The organism is Lacihabitans sp. CS3-21, from assembly GCF_024343675.1.
Lineage (GTDB): Bacteria > Bacteroidota > Bacteroidia > Cytophagales > Spirosomataceae > Leadbetterella.
In genome coordinates this window covers 1-25,490 of record NZ_RJUD01000104.1, presented here as the reverse complement: position 1 = coordinate 25,490, position 25,490 = coordinate 1, and the positions used below count along the sequence as shown (strand labels likewise).

Sequence of the window (25,490 nt, the reverse complement as noted above, 5' to 3'; positions counted from 1 at the left end):
ATTTTATTCGAATTGTAATATTATTTTGACGATTTTGCGAAAAAAGAAGAAAAATATCACACAATTGAGGATTAATCTTCTAATATATTCCCCAAAAAAGTAAATTTTAAAAATAATGAAATCAAAAAGAAGAGAATGGACCAGTTGAGATATATGTAGTAATAATCAGATACATCTTTGATGCCTTGGTCTTTAAATATTGTTTTTTCAAGTAGATTTATACGACTAAAAATTTTTGATAAGGCATCATTGTCTGTCGCTCTAAAAAATTGTCCATCTGCTTTTTCAGCTAACATTTTTAAAGTTTTCTCATCAATTACTTCCTCTCCTGAGTTTTTTCCAATCGCTATTGTATAGACTCTTATACCAAAGGTTTTGGCCAATTCTATAGCTATTTCTGGAGCTATGGAACCAGTAGTATTGTCTCCATCACTAATAATAATCGCTATTTTTGATTTACTAGGGACATCACGAAGCTTGTTTATACACGACGCCAATGCCATACCTATTGCTGTGCCTGAAGTTTTTATAAGGCTTGTATTCAGGCTGTTCAAATATTCTTTTAATAACTCATAATCGGTTGTAAGTGGACTTAAGGTGGTGGTTTCACCAGCAAACGCTACTAAGGCAATCCTGTCGTTTGCTCTGCCATCCACAAATTCCTTACCTATGTTTTTTGCTGCTTCCAGTCTGTTAGGTTGTAAATCTTTCGCCAGCATCGAATCTGAAATATCAATAGCCAAAGCTATATCTATACCTTCTGCATACTTTTCTTTGTTTTGATTGACTAGCTGCGGCCTTGCCAAAGCCAGAACAAGGCAAATTATTCCTAAAATATAAAAGAAAGGCACCAAATACCTCAACCATACGAACAAAGAGGCTTGAAAGGAGAGATTGCTAACAGAAAGGACAAGACTTTGTTTTCTTTGAGATTTAAAAACCCATTTTAGAAAAAACAAAGCGGGAATAAGTAGAAATAGCCAGAAAAAATAAGGATTTGCCCACTCAAACTTACGCAAAGTGGCCACGGAAAACCAATTAAATGAATACCATATCATTGGTTATTGTTTTGATAAAAATCAACAGCTTTTCTTACACTTCCATGTGTTTTCAACAATTCTTGAGCAAGCCCATATTCTACTTCAATCTCATTCATGATCATTTTTATGCCCCTCTCAATCAATTTTTCATTGCTAAGTTGCATATCCACCATTTTGTTGCCACGCACTTTTCCGAGTTTTATCATGATCGAGGTAGAAATCATGTTTAACACCAGCTTTTGAGCCGTTCCAGATTTCATCCTTGTAGAACCAGTTACATATTCTGGCCCAACAACTACTTCTATAGGAAATTGTGCTTTAGCCGCAACTGCACTATTGGCGTTACAAACCACACAACCTGTCAAAAGACCATTTTTGTTGGCCGATTCTAATCCTCCAATTACATAAGGCGTTCTTCCTGAGGCAGCTATGCCAATTAATATATCATTAGCATTTACATCAAAAAGCAGCAAATCTTTCCACGCTTGTTCGGCATCGTCTTCGGCATTTTCTACCGCTTTTCTGATGGCCGAATCTCCACCAGCAATAATTCCTACTACCAAACCATGTGGTACGCCATAAGTTGGAGGGCATTCAGAGGCATCCACAATGCCCAATCTGCCACTTGTGCCCGCCCCTATGTAGAACAATCGACCCCCTTTTTGCATTCTTTCCACTGCTTTTTCTACCAAAACTTCTATCTGTGGCAATACCTTTTCTATGGCATAAGGCACTGTTTTATCTTCCTCATTTATGCCTTTTAGGATTTCCAGAACTGTTTTTTTTTCTAGATTATCGTGGTTTGAGGAAGCCTCCGTTGACAATCCAGCAAGATTTAATTTATCGCTCATAATTTAATTAGTGCATTATGAAATACAACTACTATTTACTCAACTCTCGGAAGTATTTATAAAACAATGGAATGGTTTCTATGCCTTTCATGAAATTGAATATGCCGTAATGCTCATTCGGAGAATGTAAAGCGTCAGAATCTAATCCGAATCCGAAAAGTATGGATTTTAGTCCCAGTTCTTGTTCAAAAAGTGCTACTATTGGAATGCTTCCTCCTCCTCGTGTTGGCACAGGCTTCTTGCCAAAACTTTCTTCTAAAGCCATAAATGCGGCTTTATAGCCTATTGAATCTGTAGGTGTAACATATGGCTGGCCTCCGTGGTGTTTTTTTACAGAAACCTTTACTGTAGGAGGAGCTATTGCTTTGAAGTGCGTCATAAACAAGTCGGATATTTCTTCCCAGTCTTGGTCAGGCACCAATCGCATCGAAATTTTGGCGAATGCTTTTGAAGGCAAAACGGTTTTTGAACCTTCGCCTGTATAGCCACCCCAAATTCCGTTGACATCTAGCGTTGGCCTTATGGCTGCTCTTTCTCTGGTGGTATAGCCCTTTTCTCCAGTTACTTCAGCTATTTTAAGGTCTTTTTTGTATTCTTCCAAGTCAAAGGGAGCTGCTTCCAGTTCGTCTCTCTCTATTTGGCTCAGTTCAACTACTTTATCATAAAATCCTTTGACAGTGATTTTGCCGTCGGCATCGTGCATAGAGGCGATCATTTGCGACAAAACATTGATAGGATTTGCAACGGCACCGCCATAAACGCCCGAGTGCAGGTCACGATTGGCAGCCTCCACTTCTACTTCCATGTAAGCCAAGCCTCTTAAGCCAGTTTCTACAGAAGGAATGTCGTTGCTGATGATAGAAGTATCGGATATAAGAATGATGTCTGCTTTGAGTTTTTCTTTGTTGTTTTTTACAAAAGTTCCTAAATTTTCAGAACCTACTTCTTCCTCGCCCTCAAACATCACTTTTACGTTACAAGTGAGTTCTTTGTGCAAAATCATAGCTTCAATGGCCTTCACGTGCATGTAAATCTGGCCTTTGTCGTCACAAGCACCACGAGCGAAAATAGCTCCTTGTGGGTGACTTGGTGTTATGATAACAGTTGGTTCAAAAGGCGGGCTATTCCAAAGTTCGATGGGGTCAGCGGGCTGCACATCGTAGTGCCCATATACCAAAATTGTGGGCAAACTTGGGTCAATAATTTTCTCAGCAAAAACTATCGGATGGCCATCTGTTGGGCAAACTTCGGCCTTATCGAGACCAGCAACTAATAATTTATCTTTTACCCATTCGGCAGCAGTAATCATGTCAGGAACGTGTTTGGAGTCCGCACTGACCGAAGGAATCCTTAAAAAATCGAAGAGTTCGTCTAAATATCGTTGTTTGTTTGAAGCTATATAATCTTTCATCGAGGCATTTTAAAATAATACCAAAATTAGGCTATTTTTTTGGAGGAAAAAAATAGAGGTGACCTTTCAATTTTTCAAATTAAATTACTCAGTACAACTCAGGATACCTAGCAGGATTTACCTCCGACATGATTTGGTAGGCGGCATCAAAAATGGTCTCCACACTGGGTTTAGAGAAATAGTCGCCATCCGTACCATAGGCTGGGCGATGGGCTTGTGCACTGATGCAAACGGGTTTGGAGTCGAGGAAATGGTAGGCACCGTGCTCGTCAAGGACTTGCTGCATCATGTAGGCTGTTCCTCCTCCTGGCATATCTTCATCAGCAAAAATCACACGATTCGTCTTTTTTACAGATTTCAGAATCATTTTGTTGATATCAAATGGTAGGAGCGATTGTACATCTATCACTTCCACACTTATGCCCACTTTGCGGAGATCTTCGGCAGCTTCCACTACTATGCGGCACATGGAGCCATATGTCACGATGGTTATGTCGTTGCCTTCATTTAATATTTCTGGTACACCCAATGGCTCACATATTTCGTGCAGATTATCGGGCAGTTTTTCTTTAAGTCTATAACCATTCAGACTTTCTATGACTAAAGCTGGGTCATCACCTTTGAGCAATGTATTATAAAAACCTGCAGCTTTTACAAAATTTCTTGGCACTAATACATGCATTCCTCTTAAAGCATGAATCATCACAGCCATAGGCGAGCCTGAATGCCAAATGCCTTCCAAACGATGTCCACGTGTACGTACAATCACTGGAGCCATTTGTTTGCCGAAGGTTCTATAACGTAGCGATGCCAAGTCGTCGGTAAGTGTTGGCAAAGCATAATATATATAATCGAAATATTGAATCTCAACAATCGGCCTCAAACCACGCATCGCGGCACCAATTCCTTGGCCAATGATGGTGGTTTCTCTGATTCCTGTATCGGTAATTCTTAGTTCGCCATATTTTTCTTGTAGACCAGCAAAACCTTGATTTACATCACCAATTTTTCCGATATCTTCTCCCACAGCAAATACCAAAGGATTTTTAGAAAAAACATAATCAAAAAATCTGTTTACAATCTCTCTACCATCTACCATCGGGCTTTTATCAGAGTAAACGGCCTTTATGGGTTTTACTTTGAGTGGCGAGGTTTCAAACTCAGAATATAAATGACTGCTGTATCGATGGGTATTTTTAGCTTGAAGATTCTCTATCAATTTCCCAATTTCCTTTCTTATCTTTTCTCCAGAAACTATCCTTGAAAGCAGTTTCAAGGTTTTGAGTCCATCTTTTTTCTGTGGATTGGTGTTGCTATCAAACTGTTTCTTTAACTCAACTACTTCCGCATCGGCCTTACTACTTTCTACAGCCTCTACTAATAACGCTGAAACAAGCGTATTGTCTGCACTGATGGCTTCTTTACAAGCATCCCAAGCTTTTTTACGTGCATCTTTGGCTACATCCTCCGCTTTTTTCTCAACGGCTTTCAGCTCAGCTTCGTCTGCTATGTTGTTTTTGAGAATCCAATCTCTGAAAATCAAATTGCAATCATATTCTATTTCCCATTCCAGCCTTTCTTTTGATTTATATCTTTCGTGCGAACCCGAGGCCGAATGCCCTTGAGGCTGCGTAACTTCTACTACATGCACTAACACGGGCGTGTGCTCATCACGAGCGATTCTAGCGGCTTTTTGGTAGGCTTTTATTAAAGCGGGATAATCCCAACCCTTTACTTTTATGATTTCTATTCCGTTGCCATCCGTTTTTTCAAATCCTGCCAAGGCTTCTGAAATACTTCCTTTGGTGGTCTGATACTCAATAGGAACTGATATTCCGTAGCCATCGTCCCAAACAGAAACTACTAATGGAATCTGTAAAACGCCAGCAGCATTGATGGTCTCAAAAAACATTCCCTGCGAAGTAGATGCATCTCCAATTGTTGCAAAACAAACCTCATTTCCTCCGTTAGAAAAAGTCTTGAATTTCTTTAGATATGGGTTTTTGCGGAACAACTTTGAAGCATACGCAAGACCTAAACTGCGAGGCATTTGACCTGCAGTAGAAGAAACATCTACAGCCCCATTGAACATCTCAGTTTGGTCTAACCAATGACCCTTTTCGTCTAGCCAATGGTTTCCATAATGGGCGTTCATAGACCTCCCTGCAGTAAAAATATCATGATTGATGTCGGCGTGTGCATACAGTTGTGCAAAAAACTGTTGCCATGTAAGCCCACCCGTAGCAGCTACAAGGGTTTGATCGCGATAATATCCAGATCTGAAGTCACCTTTCCTAAAAACTTTGGATAATGCAATTTGGGCAAGTTCTTTTCCATCGCCAAAAATACCAAATTTTGCACGACCCATGAATACATCTTTACGCCCCATTAAACTCACTGCTCTACTCTCACAAACCAATTGATAATCAGCCAAAACCTCTGTTTTTGATAGAATTACCTCATTTGATGTATAAAAACCAGTAAGCAGTTCACTCATGATTTAATCAGTATTCAGATTGAAAAAGTGTAATAATTCGTAAATTCAATGATTGAATTCGGAGTGAATATACAAATCTTTATGTAAAGTTAATTCATATTTTAATACAAATCACTATTTGCGAATCGAAAATTGGATTGTTAATACATTGTTAAAAGTTTTTAATATATCTAATGTTGGTATTTACTTTGTATAAGTTTTAAGTAAGAATCAATTTTAAACATTTAATATTCAGTAACATGAAAAAATTATTTTTCACTCTAGTAAGTGTTCTTTTATTTGCAGCGGCTACAAACGCTCAAGGAGTTTTGAAGTTCAATAAAGAGACACACGATTTCGGAAAACTAACCGAAGGTCCATTGGCTACTTACTCATTTGAAGTAACTAATACAGGAACTGCTCCAGTGGTAATCACTAACGCTCAGGCTTCTTGTGGATGTACAACGCCAGAGTGGTCAAAAGACCCAATTATGCCAGGTGCTAAAAGTGTAATCAAAGTGGGTTACAACACTTCGGGTCGTCCTGGTGCATTTACAAAAACTATCACTGTAGTAAGTAATGCTGAGAATGGTACGGTTATATTGACAATCAAAGGTAACGTAACGCCGAAAGCGACTGGAGGAAAATAAATTTCTTCATTCAGATATTTAGAGCCATCCAAAATAATTGGATGGCTTTTTTTGTATTTAAGCTTAAAAGCTTATTTTTCGAAAAAAATATATTGAGATGACTATACTTTGTATCTGTACATACTTCAAAGGTGTGGAATTTCTGAAGGCCGCCAAAGAGGAAGGCAACACGGTTTTTTTGTTAACACACAAAAAAATAGAACATAAACCATGGCCAAGAGAAAGCATCGACGAGTTTTTTTATTTAGAAAACAACGACAATTCTTTCGATACTTACCAGACACTTTTGGAAGGCACTGCACATCTGATGCGTACACGCAAAATAGATTTGGTGGTTGCTCTTGATGATTTTGATGTAGAAAAGGCTGCTTTAGTTCGGGAACATTTCAGAATACCGGGCATGGGACAAACCACAGCCCGATATTTTAGAGACAAACTGGCTATGCGTGTTCAAGCTGAGGACAACCAAATACCGGTTCCTGGGTTCAGTGCTTTATTTAACGATGTGGAGATTACCCATTTTCTCGAAAACTCAACAGGGCCATGGTTAGTAAAACCTCGCTCTGAAGCGTCGGCTTCAGGAATAAAAAAAGTATATTCAAAAAACGAAGCTTGGGATTGGATACACGGATTAGGCGATAGTCGTCATAATTTTCTAATAGAAACTTTTAAGCCCGGAGACGTATATCACATCGATTCACTGATCATTAACAAAGAAGTTGTTTTTGAAAGATGTAGCCAATATTTAAGCACACCTTTTGACGTAGCTCATGGAGGGGGAATCTTCCGTTCAGTTACAGTAGAATTTGGCTCACTAGACCAACAAGCACTTTCGCTGATCAATCACCAAGTGATGAAGGCCTTCGGCATGAAGTTCAGTGCCTCACATACTGAGGTAATAAAATGTCATGAGGATGGCAATTACTACTTTTTAGAAACTGCTTCCAGAGTTGGAGGAGCTCATTTGGCAGAAATGGTAGAAGCTTCGTCAGGCATAAATATTTGGAAAGAATGGGCAAAAATAGAAACTGCAGTTGCAGAGAAAAAACCATACATATTACCAAAAATAGAAAAGAAATATTCTGGTATTCTGATTTCGCTTTCGTCGCACCAATGGCCCAATATGGATGTTTTTGACGATAAAGAAATTTTCTGGAAAATGAACGAAGAATATCATGTGGGGCTTATAGTAAAAGCCGATAGCCGCGAGCGAGTGATAGAATTGCTAGACAAATACGCCAAAATGGTGTTTGACCTTGGCCTTCACGCCTCCGCTCCTGCCCCAGACAAACCAACGCATTGAAAGATTTGAAAAAAGAAAACATTATAGCCACAGCCCACAAGCTACTGAATTCGAAATTAGTGGAACTCGAAAAAGCGATATTCAACGTTCAAAATGCCGCTAATGAGGAATCTAAGAGCAGTATGGGTGATAAATACGAAACTGGTAGAGCCATGGCACAAAATGACCGGGCGATGCTCGAAAACCAGAAAAATGAACTGCTCAAAGACATAAGCACTTTTGAAAACATCAACTTTGAGCAAGAGACAGAATTTATCAAAAATGGCAGTTTAGTCCATACGACCATAGGTTATATTTTGATATCGGTCAGTTTAGGCAAAATAGTAGAAAGTGGAATAACTGTTATGCTTATTTCTTCGGCATCACCACTTGGAACTGAGCTTTCTGGTAAAAAGACCAAAGACAGTATCACGATAAACGGCCGCCAACTACAAATTATAGGAATTTATTGAAACTTAGTAAGTAAGTTCGGCTTCACCCATAAATATCTTTTTTGAGCTTCGAACTGGTTTATTTGGACATAGCCAGTTTTCTTATGTAAACTATCTACAAATGCTCTCGTAGCTGGTACTTCGAGGTCTAGCCTATAGATGCTTATCACATCAATATTATCAGATTTCACTTTGTCCAAAATCATTTCACTTGATGGGTTCCAACCTATTCTTTCGAAGTTTAGACCAAAATACTGAAATCCAAAGTTATCGTTCGATAGCATTTTTAGTCGCTTATCTATTTTGATTTTATTCAAATAATTATAGAAATCTACATTGTTGGGATGATTCGTCTTTATTGGATATTTCATGATAATTCCAGTAAAAATTGTTAACAGAACTACCGAAAAACTAATTTTTGAAAATATGTTTTGACGAAGTTTAATTAATTTCAACAGATGTCCCAAACCTAAAAAAATAAAAGGTAAAAGCAACAACACAAAATGCTCTCTTGGGAAAACCACTAAAACCAGCAACAAACATGGGAAAAGGAGCCAAACGATAAATTTAAACAAAGGTTTTGGAGAAGAAATGATTTTTTTTAATTCTGAAAAAGAATTCTTAAAATCAATAATTAAACCTAAAATTAGAATCAGGGCTAGAATAAAATATTTTGTTTTACCCGAAAAAATACCCACAAAAACATCATAAAACGTGCTTTTAAATACTTTTAAAATACCCAAAATAAGGTTTTTTAAATTATTTAAACTGTGTTTCAGTAACAATCCCGAATTTGCGGTAAAAACCTGATAATCTGACTCCACTTTCCCAAAAATGTTATTAAATTGACCAAATTCGTCAGCCAAGTCAAAATGTCTTCCTGTCCAGACTTCATAGTTATCAAAAAAATGCTGAATAAAAATTTCTTTTAAGTAACCTGATGGATAAATTCCGCCAGCAAGCCAATAAATGAGGACAATAGCTAAGAAAAATCCTACTAGAGATAAAGTCTGGGAAACTTTTGGAATGTGTTTGAAATGCGTAAACAGCATAATTAAAATTACAGGGACCAAAAACCAAACGAATTCTGGACGGGCCACATAAGCATTTGCCAACATACAAACGGCAATAACGAAATAATTCTCGAAGGCGAGTTTGCGAAAATCGAGCAAATAAAGACCTAAACAAATAAAAATAAAATTGAGATAAGTAAGCTTAGGAACTAATAAAAGCTGGAAGTCGGAAAACAGAAAACAGGTACTTAAAAAAAAAGCAATATAAAAAGAACCCATGTACTTTCTGAGAAGGAGAAACAAAGAAAAATAGACCAAAATCGATAGCATAAAATAACTTAAAAACATAGCTATCAAGGAATTGGCAGTAACTTTTGAAACTACCCACAGAAAGATATAATAACCAAAATTGCCAAATTTTTGCAATGGCAAACCTAGATTAACGGCACTAAATAAGTGAACGTCGTCTTCTGATGAAACGATGTCAACTTTGCCAAAAGAATAAAAATAATAGGCTAAAATCATTACAAAAAGCAAGATTGTTTGGACATTCCTGATTTCTAAAAAGCCATATAATTTTTTTAGCATATCTTCCTATTTTCTATTAACTCATTCATTTCCAAAAGATTCAAGTCTTTGTCAAAAACCGCATCGAAAATGAACTTCTGCTTTTTTAGGGCATATTCATAAATGTGCCAATCGGTTTTTGGAGTTGGAATGTTCAAGATGTCATCCGCATTTATCCATTTCAAAGTGCCTTCATTACATGCAGGAGCATCCTGATAATCGATTTCTGCTATGTAGACATAGCTCGTCCAATTATATTTGGTGGGCGAGGTTTCAGTTAAAATCCCACAAAAATCCATAGCGTCTACCATTATTCCTGACTCCTCCAAAGTTTCTCTTTTTGCGGCATCCAAAGGTGTTTCGAAAGGGTCTATTTTACCACCCAAAGGTGTAAATAAGTCCTTATTGGGTTCTTTTAACCTTTCCAAAAGCAAAAATTTATCTTGGTGCTTCAGAATACAAATAACCGCTACCTTTTTTAATCCTTCCATTTATTCTGCATTCAAAATTTCCTGAAAAGCCTCTACGAACTGTCCAACATGAAAACCGTCCATCAAAGCATGATGCACATGAATAGACACTGGCATTTGTTTGGTTTCAGATAGTTTTCCAAAAGACATCTTTGGACAACTATCTTTAAATGAGAAACTTCTAGCATGTGAAATAGCTGTAAAGTTTATCCATGGAAGAGATGAATAATGAATAACATTCTGACCAGAACCTGCAGGAATGAGCCCCCTACTATTCTGAACTCTTTCAATTTCTACTTGAGCAGCGGCATTAAATTCTGCAAAATCTTCGAAATAATCCATATAAGCAAAGCCAAAGGTACCATCAGGCCGGTTAATGGTTGGTGAAGCATTTACTTGGTCATAAATCCAAACTTCATCATCCGATATTCTGTATTTGAAAGGCTCTATATGGTTGGCTACCACCAAAGATGCATGAAGATATTTCAAGAAAAATGAATGCCCGTTTAACTTGGCATTTTCATAAGCTTTTGAACAATCTACCTCCACACAAACCCCGAAAAAGGGTTCTTCAAATTGAGAAAAAAACTTGAAATGATCTTTTCTTGGCCAGTTTTCTAACGCTAATTTTTGTTTCACACTGCGAAATAATTTAGAATTTCACCCAATCTTGAGATGTGGTAAAAATTTGGGTTTTCAATCTTTACATCCACCACCTCATGAGCCCACGTGGTATGATATGGTAAATGAACACCCACCCCACCAAGCTCCAAAACTGGCAGAACATCTGATTTTAATGAATTCCCAATCATCATAAACTCGTTTGGCTGAATGTCCAAATGCTTGATAAGTTTCTGATAATCTTTCACTTGTTTATCGCTCATGATTTCTATATGGTGAAAATATTTTTCCAAACCAGACTTCATTAACTTTCTTTCTTGATCTAACAAATCGCCTTTTGTTGCGACCACAAGCCTATAGCTTGGGTTTAGTCTTTTCAAAACGTCTTCTACATCTTCCAACAATTCAATCGGTTTGTTGATGAGTTCCTTTCCAAATTCAATTACTTTTTCAATCAAATGAATTGGAGCAGTATTGCTGCTAACTTTCAAAACTGTTTCAACCATCGACAGAATAAAGGCCTTTGCACCATAGCCGTATAATTCGAGGTTATCCATTTCCACTTTAAAAAGCTCTTTAGCTACCGAATGATGTGGTAAGAAATCCTCTAATAATTCACAGAATTTCTTCTCAATTTCCTGAAAATATGGCTCATTAACCCAAAGGGTATCGTCAGCGTCAAAAGCAATTACTTTTATGTTTTGCATAAATCTTGTATAAAATTTAAAATTAGCTAAAATCCTTTTAAAATTTATTTTTCGTAAATAGAAAATGCCTAATTTTAAAGTGCGTTAATTTTCAACCATAAATATAAAACTAATGAATAGAAGAGATTTTGTAAGCAATTCTGCCAAAGCACTTGCTGGTACGATGCTATTTTCACAAAACGTATTTGCAAAGAAAAAAGCCAAACATACAGTAGGCATTCAGTTATATTCTGTCCGTGAAGACATGAAAAAAGACCCAATGGCTACCTTAAAAAAAGTGGCTGAAATGGGTTACAAAAACGTTGAACATGCAAACTATGTCAACGGCAAATTTTATGGCTGGACAGCCTCTGAGTTCAGAAAAATATTGGACGACCTTGGCCTAAAAATGCCATCTGGCCACACGGTTTTTGGAAAAGGGCATTATGTCGAAGACAAAAAACAGTTTACCGACACTTGGAAAAAACTCGTAGACGATGCAGCTATTTGTGGGCAAAAATACGTTATTAGCCCTTGGCTAGATATTGCCTACCGCAAAGATTTTGATCAACTAAAACGCTTCATGGAAGTGTTTAACAAAAACGGTGAATTGTGCCAATCCGCTGGGATGAAGTTTGGATATCACAACCACGACTTTGAATTTAGTTTGAAACTTAGTAGTGTGAAAGTCTATGACATCATGCTTCAAAATACCGATCCTAAACTAGTGGCTCAGCAATTGGACATCGGAAATATGTATGGAGGTGGAGGAAGAGCAGCCGAACTTTTAGCACAGTATCCGGGCAGATTTGAACTCATGCACGTAAAAGATGAAATAAAATCGACAGGCGAACATGGTGGCTGGGAAAGTGCGATATTGGGTGTCGGAGTAATTGGCGTGAAAGACATCATTGATATGGGCAAAAAGTCTGGCGGCACCACTCAGTTTATCATCGAGCAAGAGTCTTACCAAGGCAAAGCACCGTTAGATTGTATAAAAGAAGATTTGGCGATGATGAAAAAGTGGGGTTATTAACCAACTAGAAAAATAAGTCAAAGAGGACTAGATTATTCTATTCCTCTTTTTTTTCTTAATAGTTGTGGTTTTTTGCGGAAATTTGCAAAAACCTTGTTTTGTGAATTATTATTTGTAAATTTGATTTATATAAGTATTTGCTGTTTAGCAACTTAATAGACCAATTTGCCTAAAAAATCTATAAATCAAAATACACATGAAGGCCAAAGCCCCAACTTTAAAAGATATAGCCCAAGAGCTAGGCTTATCAATTTCTACCGTTTCTCGAGCCTTGAGAGGCATGCCAGAAATAAATCCTGATACAAGAGAAGCAGTATTAGCACTTTCTAAAAACAAAGCTTATAAACTGAATGCTAACCACAGCTCTTCAGTTCCAAAAAGCAATTTACTAGGGGCCATTATTCCTTGTAATGATTATTATTTCTCTCAGATTATTGAGGGAATGGACCATGCAGCTTTGGATTCAGGATACACATTAATTGTAAGCAACTCTGGTGAATCTTTTGGAAGAGAGGTGAGTATAATTCAAAGGTTGCTACAGGTAAATGTTGACGGGTTCCTTATTTCAAAAACCAATGAAACAAACAATTATGACCATTACAACAGAATTATTAGTGCAAACAAACCACTGGTAATGTTTGATAGGGAATGTAAAGACTTAGAAGTTCCACAAATGCTCATTGACAATTATGAAGGTGGGTATTTGGCCACCAAACATTTGATAGAAAAAGGATATAGGAAAATTTGCTTTCTAGGAGATAAACCCAGCGATTCATTATCAAAATTTACTAAAGAGAATGGCATTTTCGAAGCATTGGTTGAAGCAAAAATTGAAAATTACGAAAAGCAAAAATTCTATGGCATTCATAATATTGAGAAGGCTTTTGAAAAAACAACCGAAATATTAAGAATGAATGACCGCCCTGACGCCTTTTTTGCGGCCAATGATCAAATAGCCATCGGCGTTTATCGTGCAATCGAAGAAGCTGGATATAACATACCTAAAGACATCGGCATAATTGGTTACTACGACGAACCCGTTATGAATTCCTTATCTCCATCACTTTCTAGTATGTTCGTACCTGCCTACGACTTAGGTAAAGCAGCCATAAATTGCTTAATTTCACAGATTCATTTGGAACAAACCACAAAAGCAACTTTGCAAACCTTGAAGGTCCAGCTCTCACAACGAGAGTCAACCAATCAAACCAAACGTTTTTTCGGAATATAATAATTTAAAATAAATGACTTTCAACCTTTTGAAATCTGTAAAATGGCCGCTGCTTATTTTGGTGCTTACCATTTGTTGTAAACCTGAAGAAATAGATGAACCTACAGTTTACAATATAGATACTTCTCTAGCAAAATACGTTGACAAATTTTTTGAAGAAGCCAATAGCAGAGGCATTAAAATCTCTAAAGAGAATCTGATTGTTAAGCCAGGCTCTAATACATCAGATTTTACTGACATTTGTGGTAAATGTACCCAAAATACTAAATTCCCTCAACTTCAACGGACAGTAGAAATAAATATGGCGAGTTCGCCATGTTGGAAAAATATCTCTGAAAATGATAAAGAAGCCTTAGTTTTTCACGAAATGGGACATTGCCTCTTAAATCGAATAGCTCATAAAAACGATACTTTTGCAGACGGATCACCCAAAAGCATAATGGTTGCTAACAACACCGATCTTTATGGACCATGTATTTACGTCTTTGACGAAAACCCTACGCTTTGCAATAAAACCAACCGTCGAAAATATTACATCGATGAGCTCTTTGATGAGAAAACGGCCGCTCCCAGCTGGGCGAAGTAAAGAAAAATTAACATTTTGACTATACAAACAGACTGAATAATTCTAGTAAAGAAAAAGTGCCGAATTCGACTGTTTAAAGGTCTATCATCTGAAATCAATAAAGGTCTATCTATTGCAGCAGCGGCCAACTACATTCTGAGTTCCAGTAAAAACTTGGTGTTTAGCAATGCTTCAGTTACTTTCTCCAGGCCATAATGTTTGAAGCAATTTCTGATATCTGGCACATCGCCACGCTCAAATACACGCTCAATCTCAAAATTGGCTTTAACGTCATAATCGATATTCGCTAATACCACATCCCTGAAAATGCGTTTGTTGGAAGTTGGTTTTTCCATTTAACCAATTTAAGTGGTTTTGGGAGAAAATGAATTCTCCCAAAAAAATTAAAATCTCCTATTTCTTCACAACTCCCTCACCCCCATATTCCAAAAAATAAATCCATAGATATCTGCCATGGTTTCGATGTTCTTTTTGGTATTGGAGGCTCCGTGTCCAGAGTTGGTGTCTATGCGTATCAACAGAGGATTCTTGGTACTTTCGCCTGCTTTAGCTTGAAGCTCAGCGGCGTATTTAAACGAGTGTGCTGGAACTACGCGATCGTCGTGGTCGGCTGTGGTTACCAAAGTTGCTGGGTAATTTACACCAGACTTGATATTATGCAATGGCGAATATCCGTAAAGCACTTTAAATTCTTCAGCATTGTCAGCTGAACCGTAATCTGCAATCCAGTTCCAGCCAATGGTGAATTTGTGGAAACGTAACATGTCCATTACGCCTACTTGCGGAATAGCCACTTTGGCCAAATCTGGCCTTTGGTTGATAACAGCACCTACCAAAAGTCCACCATTAGAGCCACCACGAAGTGCCAAATGCTCTGAATCACAATATTTGTTAGCTATCAGATATTCTCCTGCAGCGATAAAGTCGTCATAAACATTCTGTTTTTTAAGTTTCATTCCTTGTTTGTGCCATTTTTCGCCGTATTCAGAGCCACCGCGAAGGTTAGCTTGTGCATATACACCGCCATATTCTAGAAAAGGAATCAACAATGGACTAAAGGCAGGATTGAGACTCACATTAAATCCACCATACCCATACAATAAGGTTGGGTTTTGTGAATTGAGTTTCAAGCCTTTTTTATAGGTAATAAACATAGGTACTTTTGTACCGTCTTTTGAAGTATAAAAAACTTGTTTAGTTTCGAATTCATCGGCTTTGAAATCTACCTCTGGATTTCTGAAAACTGTGCTTTTCTTTGAGGCAATTTCATACCTATAAATAGTTGGTGGGAAAGTGAAAGATGTGAATGAATAGAAAACAAATTTATCGTCGCTCTCACCTCCAAAACCACCTGCTGTGCCCAATCCTGGCAATTTTACTTCGTTTTCAAGTTTGCCATTTAGGTCATAAACGTAGATACGTGAGGTTACATCTTTCAGATAATTTAAGAAAAGCTTACCGCCCGCTGTTCCAGCTCCTTGCAATGGCTCGGGTTTTTCGGCTATGAAATCCGAGAATTTATTGGTTTTCGGATCAAATAAAAGCAGTTTTTCATTTGGGGCTTTGTCGTTGGTCTGTATTATGAATTTATCCTTAATATTATCAATAAATGAATATGTAGAATTTGTAATTTCTTTCACTACTGGCAAAAATTCTTTGTTGTCTTTTGTTTTATAAAACAATGCATTACCATCCAATCCTTTGCCCCTATCACTCAGATAAAGAAACGCAAACTGTTCATCTTCTGAAGTTGAAAGTGTATGGAATCTTTGGCCGTTAGCTGGGTCTTGGTACACCAATTGGTCTTTTTCTTGGTCTGTGCCTACGGTATGAAACCAAACTTGATGGTTTTCATTTTTGGCGGCCAAAGCACTTCCTTCGGGTTTTGGATAGCGACTATAGTAAAAACCACTTCCTTGCCAAGCTAAGCCCGAAATTTTAACCCATTCTAGTTTATCGGTCAATGTTTGCTTCGTCTTAGTATCCATTACGAAGACCTCCATCCAATCTGAACCGCCTTTTGAAAGTGCATAAGCTGCATAATTACCGTCTTTCGAAAGGTTAAATTGCATCAACCTAGTAGTGCCATCTGGCGAAAGTTTGTTAGGATCCATCACCAGTTCAGGAGTACCATCAAGTCCTTTTTGACGGTATAATACAGATTGATTTTGCAGTCCATTGTTTTTATAAAAATAAAACCATTCGTGCTTTTTTGATGGGGCAGAATATTTTGGATAATTAAATACTTTTTCTAGTCGCTCCTGCAGTTGCTTTCGATAAGGAATTTTAGATAAATAATCAAAAGTTACATCGTTTTGGACTTTTACCCATGCACCTGTTTCGGCAGACTTATCATCTTCTAGCCAACGATATGGGTCTTTTACTTCTGTTCCGTGGTAATTGTCAGTTTGAGAACCTTTTTTGGTTTCTGGATATTTTATTTGAGCCATTGAAAAATATGGAATTAATGCAAATGCAATGAGTTTGATTGATGATTTCATAGTTTGAATAATGGTATTAGATTGTAAATTTAGAAAAGTAAATTTTAAAAACGCCGAATTTATCCCAGATTGATGCTAGAAAAGTTTATAATTAATTTCCAGTTTTTTACTTCACAACTATTTGAGCGGTACTTCTACTCAATTGCTCCAAGATTACTATTTTCCCCTCCAATATTTTTTGCAAAATATTAGCGTCGTAGTGTCTGATAGTATAGAGCGACACATTCTCATTATATTTTACTTTAAACAACGTCTCAAGAGATTTTATCAATTCCTCAAACTTCATCTCGTCAAAATCCAAGCAAACAGTAAAACTAAGTGCAGAGTTTTGGCTAACGTTGCATTTGAGATTTAGTTTGGCAAAAATCTCATAGATATGCGAGATATTTAGCTCAGATATAAAAGAAAAGTCCTTTGTCGAAATCGAAATTAACAACTGGTTATTTTTAACAATAATAGCCGGAATGTTTTTTTGTAAGAACTCTCCATCATTTATTACTGTTCCAGCTTCTTCCGGATGCAAAAATGGTTTGACAAATAATGGAATGTTCGAATTTTGTAGTGGCTTGATGGTTTTTGGGTGTATAACCGTGGCACCATAATAGGTCATTTCTACAGCCTCTGAATACGACAATTGGTCAAACTTTTGGTATTCGGTAAATAGTCTGGGGTCGGCACTTAACACCCCCGGTACGTCCTTCCAAATCGTTACAGATTCAGCATTCAAGCAATGAGCAAGAATTGAAGCAGAATAATCAGAACCTTCTCTTCCGAGTGTGGTAGTTTTGTTGTCAGAAGTTCCGCCAATAAACCCTTGAGTTATAAACAAATTGGCATTGGGCTCCAACAAATCTAAGCTACTTTGGGTGGCGTCCCAATTAACCTTTGCTTCTCTAAAAGTACTGTCGGTTTTTATGTATTTTCGTGCATCTAACCATCTGTTTTTGATCCCTTCTTGGTTAAGGTAGTTACTGATAATGAGCGTTGATAGCAACTCTCCATGTGAAATAATTTGATCATAAATTTCATCATATTTCTGTTTGTCAATACTTTCTAGATAATCATTGATCATTTGCATGTGTGTTTTCAATGAAGTTGTTATTTCTGTTTTGTCTTGAAATAACGCGTCTATCAATGCCTGATGATAGTTTTCTATTTCTAGTATCTTTGCAGTGTATTCTTCTTTTTTGTAAAACAATTTCACAACTTCCTCCAAGGCGTTGGTCATCTTTCCCATGGCAGACACCACAACAAGAATAGCCTGATTTTCATATAGTTGGATAATACTTTTGAGGTTCATAACCCCTTCAACATCCTTTACAGAAGCACCGCCAAATTTGAATACGAGCATATTTTAAATTATTTTGATTGCAATATAAAGATTGGATTCAAAAGAATAATTTGTCTTTAGAAAATTTACATTTTGATCCCCTTGTATTTATTCAACAACAAAACCTCAAAATCATTTTTTAAATCTTGAGGCAAAAAACTATTATGCACCACTTCCAGCATTTCGTACCGACAGTAATAAAAGCTCTCAAGAGATTTATCCAAAAGTTTTTGAGAAAGATTAGAAAATTTGTAAGCTGCTAAAAAATCCTCGCATTATTGGGTGTTTTTCTTATATATATGATATACTAAATAATACACAAAAGAATCTCCGTTGACTGTATCAGCAATTTTCTCCAACATTTCACAATTATATATTTAGAAAATTTTATCCTTTCCTATTTCTACAAATACATTAGCCAAACTAATGATTATTTTTGCTGTTTACCAAAATCAAAAAATATTGTGAAGATGATTGCTTTCTTAATTATTGCACTACTAATCAGTTTGCTGTTGTTTGTCTATTTCTTAAAGAAAAACAAAACAACCACTCAATATAAGCTTGATAAGCCTGATTTTCAACAGTATTTATCGAAAAACTTGAAAGAAATTTCAGGAATTTCGCATTACGCAGAAAACCAAGTTATTTGTGTAAATGATGAACATGGGCAGTTATTTATATACGATTTTAAAAAACAAGAAATTATAGACACCCTTGATTTCGACACAGAAGGTGATTATGAAGCAGTGGAGTTTGTAAACAACATAGCCTATGTATTGCAAAGCACTGGCCAAATAATAAGTTTTAATGTTTCAACCAAAGACTTGAAAACATTTGACTGTCGACAAGATGAGGTAGAAGAATATGAAGGTTTGGGATATGAGCCAAAAACCAATTGTTTGCTTTTGGCAGCTAAAGAAATGAAGGGCGACAAAACCATTTATCAGTTTGATCTCAAAAATGAAAAATTAAGCGAAAAATTTAAAATTTCGAAAAACGATATTTCGAAAAACGGTAAAGATGGCAAAGAATTTAAACCTTCGGGTATTGCTGTTCATCCCATTACTGAAGATATTTATGTTTTAGCATCTGCAGGCAAAAAGCTTTTAGTATTTAATTCTGTAGGGAAAATACAACTTCAATATAACCTCGACAAAGATCAGTTTCCGCAACCCGAAGGAATCTGCTTTACTCCATCTGGTGAACTAATTATAGCCTCTGAAGGCAAAAATGGACAAGCCTCCATTTCTTATTTTAGTTTCTTCCCTAAAAACTAAAGGAAATTTGATTACTCCAGAAATTAAAAACTCCAGGTATTTCGGTCTTGATTATAAGGTTCAATAGAAAACTTGACACCATTGCGAATACCAAAATCGTTGGATTGGGCTATGACATAATATGAACCTAGTCGGATACGCTCTCTACCTATTTTAACCACTCGATTGAAGCCAAAGTAAACCTCAGCATATTGAAACTTACGCTCTGGTACGTACATAAAACCCGCACCAGCCATCTCTCTGATTTTGGTTTTATTTAGCAATGGTACTTTTGATGTAAAAAAGCCATTGAATTGGTGAACAAAGTGCGACTCAAAATACCAGTCAAAAGTCGGGAAAGTTTTTGGGATGAGCTGAAAAGTATACATTGCAGGCGAAAAGAAATAATTGTCGCCACCACGTTGATACCTGTAATCCATAACCGCCATACGAGTCGTGTCCAAGAATTTGCCAACATTAATTCGGTATTCCGAAGTACCAAATGTGCCAATGTTGAAAGTTTGACGAGCCGACACTGATAAATAACTAAAGTTACTTGTGATTTTACCCGTCATTGGCCAAGCTTTTTCAAAATTCAGATTAAAAGTTGGATATTTTGAACCCAGAATCTGCTTTTGATTAGGCTCTCGCAAATACAGCTGCCTTGGAGTATATTCTATTCCAAAATTGGTTTTGTACATGTAGCTCGTGGAAAAAGTTTGAAGGTTGTTATTGCTGAAGAGTTTATCGCCGAAAGCGGATAACTTATAGTTTGAAAGATCGCTCCTAATTTCGTAAAGTAGATTAGAATTGAGGTAAAAGCCATTGAAAACCTCCGTTCGGTGACGAAAATCGATAAATTTATTCTGATAAAAATTGCTTCTGCGAGCAATGTCACTGATAGTAGCCGATCCATTGATGACATTAAAGCCCGAACCTATTCTCAAGTTCAAACTTGAATTTCGGATAGGATTGTAGAAATAATTAAAGTTAATCTGACCTTTCAAATCTTGATTACTAAAACCATAAGTAAGGTTAACGTTTGAAGAAAACTGCTTCCTGTTTTCATATCTTTTGTAATAAGCCACTCCGTATCTAATACGCCAACCCCCAATGGCAAGAGGATCCAGAAAACCTAGGGCTGGTTCAAAAAACCAAGTTTGCTTTTTAGTTCTATTGATGTGCCCAATGCCCGAATATATGATTTTTGGAATCGTGATTTTGTTATAAACTTTATCGATGGAGTCTAAATACACTTTCGAATTCATCAGAATCTCCAGCCGCTCTTTTTCTTTGATTACCTTTTGTTCGTCTTTACTCAATGGAACCGGCCGAATACTCTCCCAAAAAGTAGAATCTCTTTTATATGCATTCTCTGTAGTTATACCAACTTCAGCACCAAAAAACCTCTTGGGAAGCTCCAAATCAAACTCAAAGTCTGACTGTTGAACTTGGGTTTTACCACTTTTCTTTGTGGAGCCTTCTTTAACCTTCCAATTGTAGGTGGTTTTTACAGCCATCCAACGACTATCAATTTTCTCAAATTCTTGTTTAAAACTAAACTCATCATATCTAAGCAAAGCCCTTTTGGTTAATTTTAAATCAGCAGTTTTCAAAACCCATTCGTCTTCAATTACCTCAATAATTCCCTCATAAAGAGCATTCCCCAATTCTCTAGGACTTACTTTTATCTGATAAATTTTATTATTTCCTTCAAAATAATATTTTAGCAATTGAAATTTATAATTGAGAAATGTCAAATCACTGAAGGGAGAAACAATATCATTGTCTCCGATTTTGGCTAATTTTTGGTGGTTTTTATACAAATTAAACTCCCCGTCGGTAACTGATTTATAGAAAAGCGTACTTTGATCACCAATTTTCTTTACAGCTTCCTTCTCCTCTTTTAGTTGTCCTTGAGCATTTTGATGCAGTATCAAAGAGCATTCAAAGATATTTAAATTCGGAATGGTGTCTTTCACAACGGGCTTTTGATCCAATAATTCTCCCTGATTGTCTTTCTCATCATCTTCTTTCTTTTTTGGTGGTTTTTTGTCAACAATCTCTACGCTTTTAATATAGGTCTTGCTTCGAAAATTCTGATATTGACTCAATACATTGGCCTTATTATCAATCACATGCCTGATTACTTCATAGGAATAATCTTTCTTTTTTACCTTTATTACGAGTTCGTTGAGTTGTTTTTGGTCTATTTTAAGAAATACATTCTTTACTATATCTTTCTCCAATATTACATCAAAAATATCAGTAACATAGCCAGTTGACGAAATCGAAATTCTATTTAAACCTTCAAGAAGCTTAATCTCATATTTGCCATTTTGATCGGATGTTGTGCCTGTGTTTTGATTTACAACCCTGACACTTGCCATTGGAATGGCTTCGTTGGTCTCGGAATAGATAAAACCTCGCAAAAAATAGAAGTTTTGGCTAAAAGAAATAAATGGAATACAAATAATAAATAGGGACAATTTCTTCAAAAATGGCTTGGAATTTAGAGATAAAACGGCCAAATGACCTCAATTAGTACTTCTAGATACGATTTTAAAAGGAAGAAAAAATTCCAATGTCGGACATATCTAATTAATAAAACTCTTAGCAACCAAACTAGCTTTAAAAACCCTCAATTCTTCCCAAGTTATGGATTCATCCAAAACCGCTTTAATATCACCTAGTGGAGTGTTCGGGTCAAAACCTTCAAATGCCGTAGCGATTTCCATTATTCTATCTGGGCTCATTATTTCGGAAATTTCTATTCGTTTTAGTTCTACTAACTTAGAGAAATGGGTATAGATAGTCCCAACTGAAAGTACCCTTGACTTAGCAATTTCCTCAATAGTCATCTTTTTTTGCCAAAGCTCAAAAGTCTCCTCCGTGGTTGGCTTTTGATTAAGCTTCTTCTTGGGTTTTGGAACTTCATAATAAGAAACGTCATCCAACTCTTTTATGAGCTCCTCACTTTCTTCTGTAAATTTAGCTAAAGAACTATCCAAGATTCCCCGTTTGTAGCTTTTTTGGCTTTCAGTTATGAGATTTTCTTTCGTAATTTCTATTTGCATAAAAATACATTCAACAAACCGCTCAACTTTGAAAATTTGTAAAATCAGGGAAGTCAGATAGCTGTCTATTTCCATCAATTCTTCAAAATAGGTTTTCGAACGCTTAGATCTTTTTACCAACTGAATTCTCAGAAGCAAAGTCATGTGATGTTCTTTCAAAAGCGGTAAAAAATACATTACTGCAGCATCAACTCGCTGTTTAATATAAGCAAAATCAAAAGTTTGAGTTTGAAAAGCAAAATTAAGCTGTTGCGTAAACTTTAAAGCCAAAGCCGAAAGTTCCATTTGTTTAGCCAAATAAGCCTTTGCCCATTCTATTTCTTTTGACTTGGAGGTTTTGTCTAATTCATCTTGGTAACCCACCAACTGGTTTCTAACAAGCTGCTCAAAATTGGCCCAATTGAAACTTTGCACCACATAATCTTTTACATAAACCAGCTTCTCTTGAGCCAAAGATTCTCTTATTTGCTCTTCATCTGCTTTGTTGTTGGCATACTGAATTACATCATAACTCGACTGTATCCCATTTAAACGAATCGGTTCGGTCAAAACCATGCCTTCCAAAGTCCTCAGACGCGAAAGAGCAACATACAATTGCCCAGGAACGAACACCTGAGACACATCCAAAATGGCCTTATCAAACGTTAATCCCTGACTTTTGTGAATAGTAATGGCCCAGGCTAACTTTATGGGATAATGCACAAAAGTTCCCAGTGTTTCTTCCTCAATTTCCTTTGTATTTTCATTTACCGAGTATCTGATATTTTTCCATTCATACTTTTCAACTTCTATGGTTTTGTTTTCTTGAGGAAATCTAACTTGAATTTCATTTTCAGAAATAGATGAAATATAGCCCATTTTACCGTTGAAATAATCCTTCTCCACACTCAAGTCATTCTTAACAAACATCACTTGAGCTCCTTTTTTGAGCTCTAATTTTTCTTCAAGAGGATAAATTCTTTCAGGAAATTCGCCAGTAACTTCGGCAAAATATTTCAAAGTTTTGCCATCCAATTCTTTTAAAGCCTTTTTGTTGATTTCGTCGGCCTTGTGATTATGTGTAGTCAGCGTTATAAAACCTCCATCAGGCGGAGCTACAAATTCAGGATTGAGGTTTTCGTTAAGTTTTTTATGGTCTTCTTGGGTGATCTGGTTGTTTCGAAGGTTGTTCAAAATATCAATAAAAACCGGATCTTGCTGCCTAAAAATCTTGTCTAATTCAACATAAATAGGTGGTTCTTTTAAAATAGCATGGGCATGAAAGAAAAACTTGCCCGAATAATACTTCTTTAGAACCGCCCATTCTTCATTTTTGATAACTGGAGGCAACTGCATTAAATCACCAATAAAAAGTACTTGCACGCCTCCAAAGCTCTTTCTATTTCTTCGAACTCTTTGCAGCATATAATCCATGGCATCCAACACATCAGGCCGCAACATACTTACCTCGTCAATAATCAGAAGCTGTAGCTCTTGAATCACATTTCGCTTAACTGTACTCATCCTAAAGTGACGAGTGAGCGATAGTTTTGTCTCGAATCGAACCGACTCAGAGAAATGCTCGGGGTCAATTTCTTCTGGAATAAAACCAGCAAAAGGTAACTGAAATAGACTATGAATCGTAACGCCTTTGGCGTTAAGTGCAGCAATACCCGTAGGTGCAACTACTACAGTATTTTTATACGTAGAACCAACAATATGATTGAGCAAAGTTGTCTTACCAGTACCCGCCTTCCCAGTCAAAAATATGGATTTTTGTGTTTGATTTACAAAATTGATGACGTTTTGGGCGATGGGTGAGATTTCGGTCATTAGTAGCTAAGGTAAATTAGAACATAATTAAACCACAAAAATAACTGTAAAACACGGAAGTAAATAGCAGTGAATATCTAAATTAATAATATCCACCAAACGTGAGATTTCGATATAACAACTGGATTATATATGGAATTACGTACGCACTTAAAACGAATAAACCTCAACACTTTCGCATTGAGGTTTATTTACAATAAAAAACTGGCGTCTATCGAAACGTCGAACCGCTACTCTCCCGCGTTTGATCCAAGTACTTTATAAAACAAAAAAAACCAAAATTTAAATGTTGAGGTTTAATTATAATAAAAAACTGGCGGGCACGCCTAGTGATCAATCAGAATGCCGCACCACTCCCGCAGCTAGCCGCCAGCGATTGAACCAAGTACCATCACCGGTGCGGTAGGAATCAATTCCGACAGGAACGGCATTCAGATATAAACGATCTATTCAATTACGTATAAAACAAAAAAAACCCCAACATTTACATGTTGAGGTTAATTATAATAAAAAACTGGCATCTACCTACTCTCCCGGGTTTGATCCAAGTACCATCGGCGGTGCGGGGCTTAACTGCTCTGTTCGAAATGGGAAGAGGTGATCACCCGCCCTATTGACACCATGAATATCTTCTGGTTGTCTTTTGGACATCTAAATTCTTTTGACATTAATGTTTCTCTATTCACTCCCACCTTTCGGTGTCTGAGCTGCTCCCTGAGCGTAGTCGAAGGGAGTCGAAGAAACATTGTGATTGAGAAAGACTGAAAATTAAAATTTAAGAGCTCTCGGTTCATTAGTACTACTCGGCTGCATACATTACTGCACTTCCACCTGTAGCCTATCTACGTCATAATCTCTAACGTTCCTCAAGGGAAGTCTCATCTTGAGGTGGGTTTCACACTTAGATGCTTTCAGCGTTTATCCCGTCCCGACTTAGCTACTCTGCCGTGCCCTTGGCAAGACAACAGATACACCAGCGGTCAGTCCAATTCGGTCCTCTCGTACTAAAATCAGAGCCTCTCAAACTTCCTACGCCCACCACAGATAGGGACCGAACTGTCTCACGACGTTCTGAACCCAGCTCGCGTGCCACTTTAATCGGCGAACAGCCGAACCCTTGGGACCTTCTCCAGCCCCAGGAT

The 25,490-nt window shown here is 36.9% G+C and carries 20 protein-coding genes and 2 rRNA genes; 7 read left to right on the top strand and 15 right to left on the bottom strand.

The features are described 5' to 3' along the window. Window positions 1–71 precede the first annotated feature (71 nt). The 4 genes from EGI24_RS17775 to EGI24_RS17760 all read right to left on the bottom strand — a co-directional run bounded on the left by EGI24_RS17775 (window position 72) and on the right by EGI24_RS17760 (window position 5,799). Window positions 72–1,058, bottom strand: a complete 987-nt coding sequence (locus EGI24_RS17775) for a VWA domain-containing protein (RefSeq protein ID WP_255049898.1) — start codon at window positions 1,056–1,058, stop codon at window positions 72–74. Continuing rightward, complete coding sequence (gene murQ, locus EGI24_RS17770; protein WP_255049897.1) at window positions 1,055–1,891, bottom strand: N-acetylmuramic acid 6-phosphate etherase; 837 nt, start codon at window positions 1,889–1,891, stop codon at window positions 1,055–1,057. The genes EGI24_RS17775 and murQ overlap by 4 nt, the downstream gene beginning before the upstream one ends. 31 nt (window positions 1,892–1,922) lie before the next feature. After that, a complete protein-coding gene (locus tag EGI24_RS17765; protein ID WP_255049895.1) occupies window positions 1,923–3,302 on the bottom strand; it encodes a dipeptidase in 1,380 nt (459 codons plus the stop codon). 88 nt (window positions 3,303–3,390) lie between these two features. Next, window positions 3,391–5,799 (bottom strand): thiamine pyrophosphate-dependent enzyme, encoded by a 2,409-nt coding sequence (locus EGI24_RS17760; protein WP_255049894.1) that lies wholly within the window; start codon window positions 5,797–5,799, stop codon window positions 3,391–3,393. A gap of 239 nt (window positions 5,800–6,038) precedes the next feature. Here EGI24_RS17760 and EGI24_RS17755 point away from each other — a divergent pair, with 239 nt between their 5' ends. The 3 genes from EGI24_RS17755 (at window position 6,039) to EGI24_RS17745 (ending at window position 8,183) form a co-directional block, all read left to right on the top strand. Next, window positions 6,039–6,428, top strand: coding sequence for a DUF1573 domain-containing protein (locus EGI24_RS17755; protein ID WP_255049893.1), 390 nt, complete (start codon window positions 6,039–6,041; stop codon window positions 6,426–6,428). Between the two features lie 97 nt (window positions 6,429–6,525). Further along, window positions 6,526–7,731, top strand: coding sequence for an acetyl-CoA carboxylase biotin carboxylase subunit family protein (locus EGI24_RS17750; RefSeq protein WP_255049892.1), 1,206 nt, complete (start codon window positions 6,526–6,528; stop codon window positions 7,729–7,731). Then, the gene (locus EGI24_RS17745; protein WP_255049891.1) at window positions 7,728–8,183 is read left to right on the top strand and encodes a hypothetical protein; all 456 of its coding nucleotides are present in this window, start codon (window positions 7,728–7,730) and stop codon (window positions 8,181–8,183) included. Before EGI24_RS17750 ends, EGI24_RS17745 begins: the two co-directional genes overlap by 4 nt. Here the strand turns inward: EGI24_RS17745 and EGI24_RS17740 are convergent. The 4 genes from EGI24_RS17740 to EGI24_RS17725 are packed head-to-tail and all read right to left on the bottom strand — an operon-like array spanning window position 8,177 to window position 11,540. After that, window positions 8,177–9,763: a hypothetical protein gene (locus EGI24_RS17740; RefSeq protein ID WP_255049890.1), complete on the bottom strand. Its 1,587-nt coding sequence runs from the start codon at window positions 9,761–9,763 to the stop codon at window positions 8,177–8,179. The genes EGI24_RS17745 and EGI24_RS17740 overlap by 7 nt on opposite strands. Further along, entirely contained in the window at window positions 9,757–10,233 is a 477-nt protein-coding gene (locus tag EGI24_RS17735) for an NUDIX domain-containing protein (protein WP_255049889.1), read from the bottom strand. The genes EGI24_RS17740 and EGI24_RS17735 overlap by 7 nt, the downstream gene beginning before the upstream one ends. Beyond that, on the bottom strand, window positions 10,234–10,851 hold the full coding sequence (locus EGI24_RS17730; RefSeq protein WP_255049888.1) for a chloramphenicol acetyltransferase: 618 nt from the start codon (window positions 10,849–10,851) through the stop codon (window positions 10,234–10,236). Beyond that, window positions 10,848–11,540, bottom strand: coding sequence for an HAD family hydrolase (locus EGI24_RS17725; protein ID WP_255049887.1), 693 nt, complete (start codon window positions 11,538–11,540; stop codon window positions 10,848–10,850). The genes EGI24_RS17730 and EGI24_RS17725 overlap by 4 nt, the downstream gene beginning before the upstream one ends. A 112-nt stretch (window positions 11,541–11,652) precedes the next feature. On the opposite strand from EGI24_RS17725, the gene EGI24_RS17720 reads away from it, so the two are divergent. From EGI24_RS17720 to EGI24_RS17710, 3 genes are all read left to right on the top strand, one after another. Continuing rightward, a complete protein-coding gene (locus EGI24_RS17720) occupies window positions 11,653–12,555 on the top strand; it encodes a sugar phosphate isomerase/epimerase (protein WP_255049885.1) in 903 nt (300 codons plus the stop codon). Window positions 12,556–12,751: 196 nt separating this feature from the next. After that, a complete protein-coding gene (locus EGI24_RS17715; RefSeq protein WP_255049884.1) occupies window positions 12,752–13,786 on the top strand; it encodes a LacI family DNA-binding transcriptional regulator in 1,035 nt (344 codons plus the stop codon). A 13-nt stretch (window positions 13,787–13,799) separates the two neighbouring features. After that, the gene (locus tag EGI24_RS17710) at window positions 13,800–14,372 is read left to right on the top strand and encodes a hypothetical protein (RefSeq protein ID WP_255049883.1); all 573 of its coding nucleotides are present in this window, start codon (window positions 13,800–13,802) and stop codon (window positions 14,370–14,372) included. Window positions 14,373–14,500: 128 nt separating this feature from the next. Here the strand turns inward: EGI24_RS17710 and EGI24_RS17705 are convergent, their stop codons facing one another. The 3 genes from EGI24_RS17705 to EGI24_RS17695 all read right to left on the bottom strand — a co-directional run bounded on the left by EGI24_RS17705 (window position 14,501) and on the right by EGI24_RS17695 (window position 18,224). Further along, a complete protein-coding gene (locus EGI24_RS17705) occupies window positions 14,501–14,707 on the bottom strand; it encodes a DUF6922 domain-containing protein (protein WP_255049882.1) in 207 nt (68 codons plus the stop codon). A 66-nt stretch (window positions 14,708–14,773) separates the two neighbouring features. Continuing rightward, a complete protein-coding gene (locus tag EGI24_RS17700) occupies window positions 14,774–16,873 on the bottom strand; it encodes a prolyl oligopeptidase family protein (protein ID WP_255049881.1) in 2,100 nt (699 codons plus the stop codon). 106 nt (window positions 16,874–16,979) lie between these two features. Further along, entirely contained in the window at window positions 16,980–18,224 is a 1,245-nt protein-coding gene (locus EGI24_RS17695; protein WP_255049880.1) for an aspartate kinase, read from the bottom strand. Window positions 18,225–18,673: 449 nt separating this feature from the next. Here EGI24_RS17695 and EGI24_RS17690 point away from each other — a divergent pair, with 449 nt between their 5' ends. Further along, window positions 18,674–19,480 (top strand): SdiA-regulated domain-containing protein, encoded by an 807-nt coding sequence (locus EGI24_RS17690; RefSeq protein WP_255049879.1) that lies wholly within the window; start codon window positions 18,674–18,676, stop codon window positions 19,478–19,480. 23 nt (window positions 19,481–19,503) lie between these two features. Here EGI24_RS17690 and EGI24_RS17685 read toward each other — a convergent pair whose 3' ends face one another. The 4 genes from EGI24_RS17685 to EGI24_RS17670 all read right to left on the bottom strand — a co-directional run. Then, window positions 19,504–21,891 (bottom strand): DUF5686 family protein, encoded by a 2,388-nt coding sequence (locus EGI24_RS17685; protein ID WP_255049878.1) that lies wholly within the window; start codon window positions 21,889–21,891, stop codon window positions 19,504–19,506. 165 nt (window positions 21,892–22,056) lie between these two features. Then, window positions 22,057–24,348: a helix-turn-helix domain-containing protein gene (locus EGI24_RS17680; protein WP_255049877.1), complete on the bottom strand. Its 2,292-nt coding sequence runs from the start codon at window positions 24,346–24,348 to the stop codon at window positions 22,057–22,059. A 512-nt stretch (window positions 24,349–24,860) separates the two neighbouring features. Beyond that, window positions 24,861–24,972 (bottom strand): 5S ribosomal RNA (rrf, locus tag EGI24_RS17675). Window positions 24,973–25,120: 148 nt separating this feature from the next. After that, window positions 25,121–25,490 (bottom strand): 23S ribosomal RNA (locus tag EGI24_RS17670); the annotation flags it as partial.

Bases quoted from the DNA above. Each gene is read 5' to 3' on its own strand.
- EGI24_RS17775 (WP_255049898.1), bottom strand. From the start codon at position 1,058: ATGATATGGTATTCATTTAATTGGTTTTCCGTGGCCACTTTGCGTAAG.
- murQ (WP_255049897.1), bottom strand. From the start codon at position 1,891: ATGAGCGATAAATTAAATCTTGCTGGATTGTCAACGGAGGCTTCCTCA.
- EGI24_RS17765 (WP_255049895.1), bottom strand. From the start codon at position 3,302: ATGAAAGATTATATAGCTTCAAACAAACAACGATATTTAGACGAACTC.
- EGI24_RS17760 (WP_255049894.1), bottom strand. From the start codon at position 5,799: ATGAGTGAACTGCTTACTGGTTTTTATACATCAAATGAGGTAATTCTA.
- EGI24_RS17755 (WP_255049893.1), top strand. From the start codon at position 6,039: ATGAAAAAATTATTTTTCACTCTAGTAAGTGTTCTTTTATTTGCAGCG.
- EGI24_RS17750 (WP_255049892.1), top strand. From the start codon at position 6,526: ATGACTATACTTTGTATCTGTACATACTTCAAAGGTGTGGAATTTCTG.
- EGI24_RS17740 (WP_255049890.1), bottom strand. From the start codon at position 9,763: ATGCTAAAAAAATTATATGGCTTTTTAGAAATCAGGAATGTCCAAACA.
- EGI24_RS17735 (WP_255049889.1), bottom strand. From the start codon at position 10,233: ATGGAAGGATTAAAAAAGGTAGCGGTTATTTGTATTCTGAAGCACCAA.
- EGI24_RS17725 (WP_255049887.1), bottom strand. From the start codon at position 11,540: ATGCAAAACATAAAAGTAATTGCTTTTGACGCTGACGATACCCTTTGG.
- EGI24_RS17720 (WP_255049885.1), top strand. From the start codon at position 11,653: ATGAATAGAAGAGATTTTGTAAGCAATTCTGCCAAAGCACTTGCTGGT.
- EGI24_RS17715 (WP_255049884.1), top strand. From the start codon at position 12,752: ATGAAGGCCAAAGCCCCAACTTTAAAAGATATAGCCCAAGAGCTAGGC.
- EGI24_RS17710 (WP_255049883.1), top strand. From the start codon at position 13,800: ATGACTTTCAACCTTTTGAAATCTGTAAAATGGCCGCTGCTTATTTTG.
- EGI24_RS17705 (WP_255049882.1), bottom strand. From the start codon at position 14,707: ATGGAAAAACCAACTTCCAACAAACGCATTTTCAGGGATGTGGTATTA.
- EGI24_RS17700 (WP_255049881.1), bottom strand. From the start codon at position 16,873: ATGAAATCATCAATCAAACTCATTGCATTTGCATTAATTCCATATTTT.
- EGI24_RS17695 (WP_255049880.1), bottom strand. From the start codon at position 18,224: ATGCTCGTATTCAAATTTGGCGGTGCTTCTGTAAAGGATGTTGAAGGG.
- EGI24_RS17690 (WP_255049879.1), top strand. From the start codon at position 18,674: ATGATTGCTTTCTTAATTATTGCACTACTAATCAGTTTGCTGTTGTTT.
- EGI24_RS17680 (WP_255049877.1), bottom strand. From the start codon at position 24,348: ATGACCGAAATCTCACCCATCGCCCAAAACGTCATCAATTTTGTAAAT.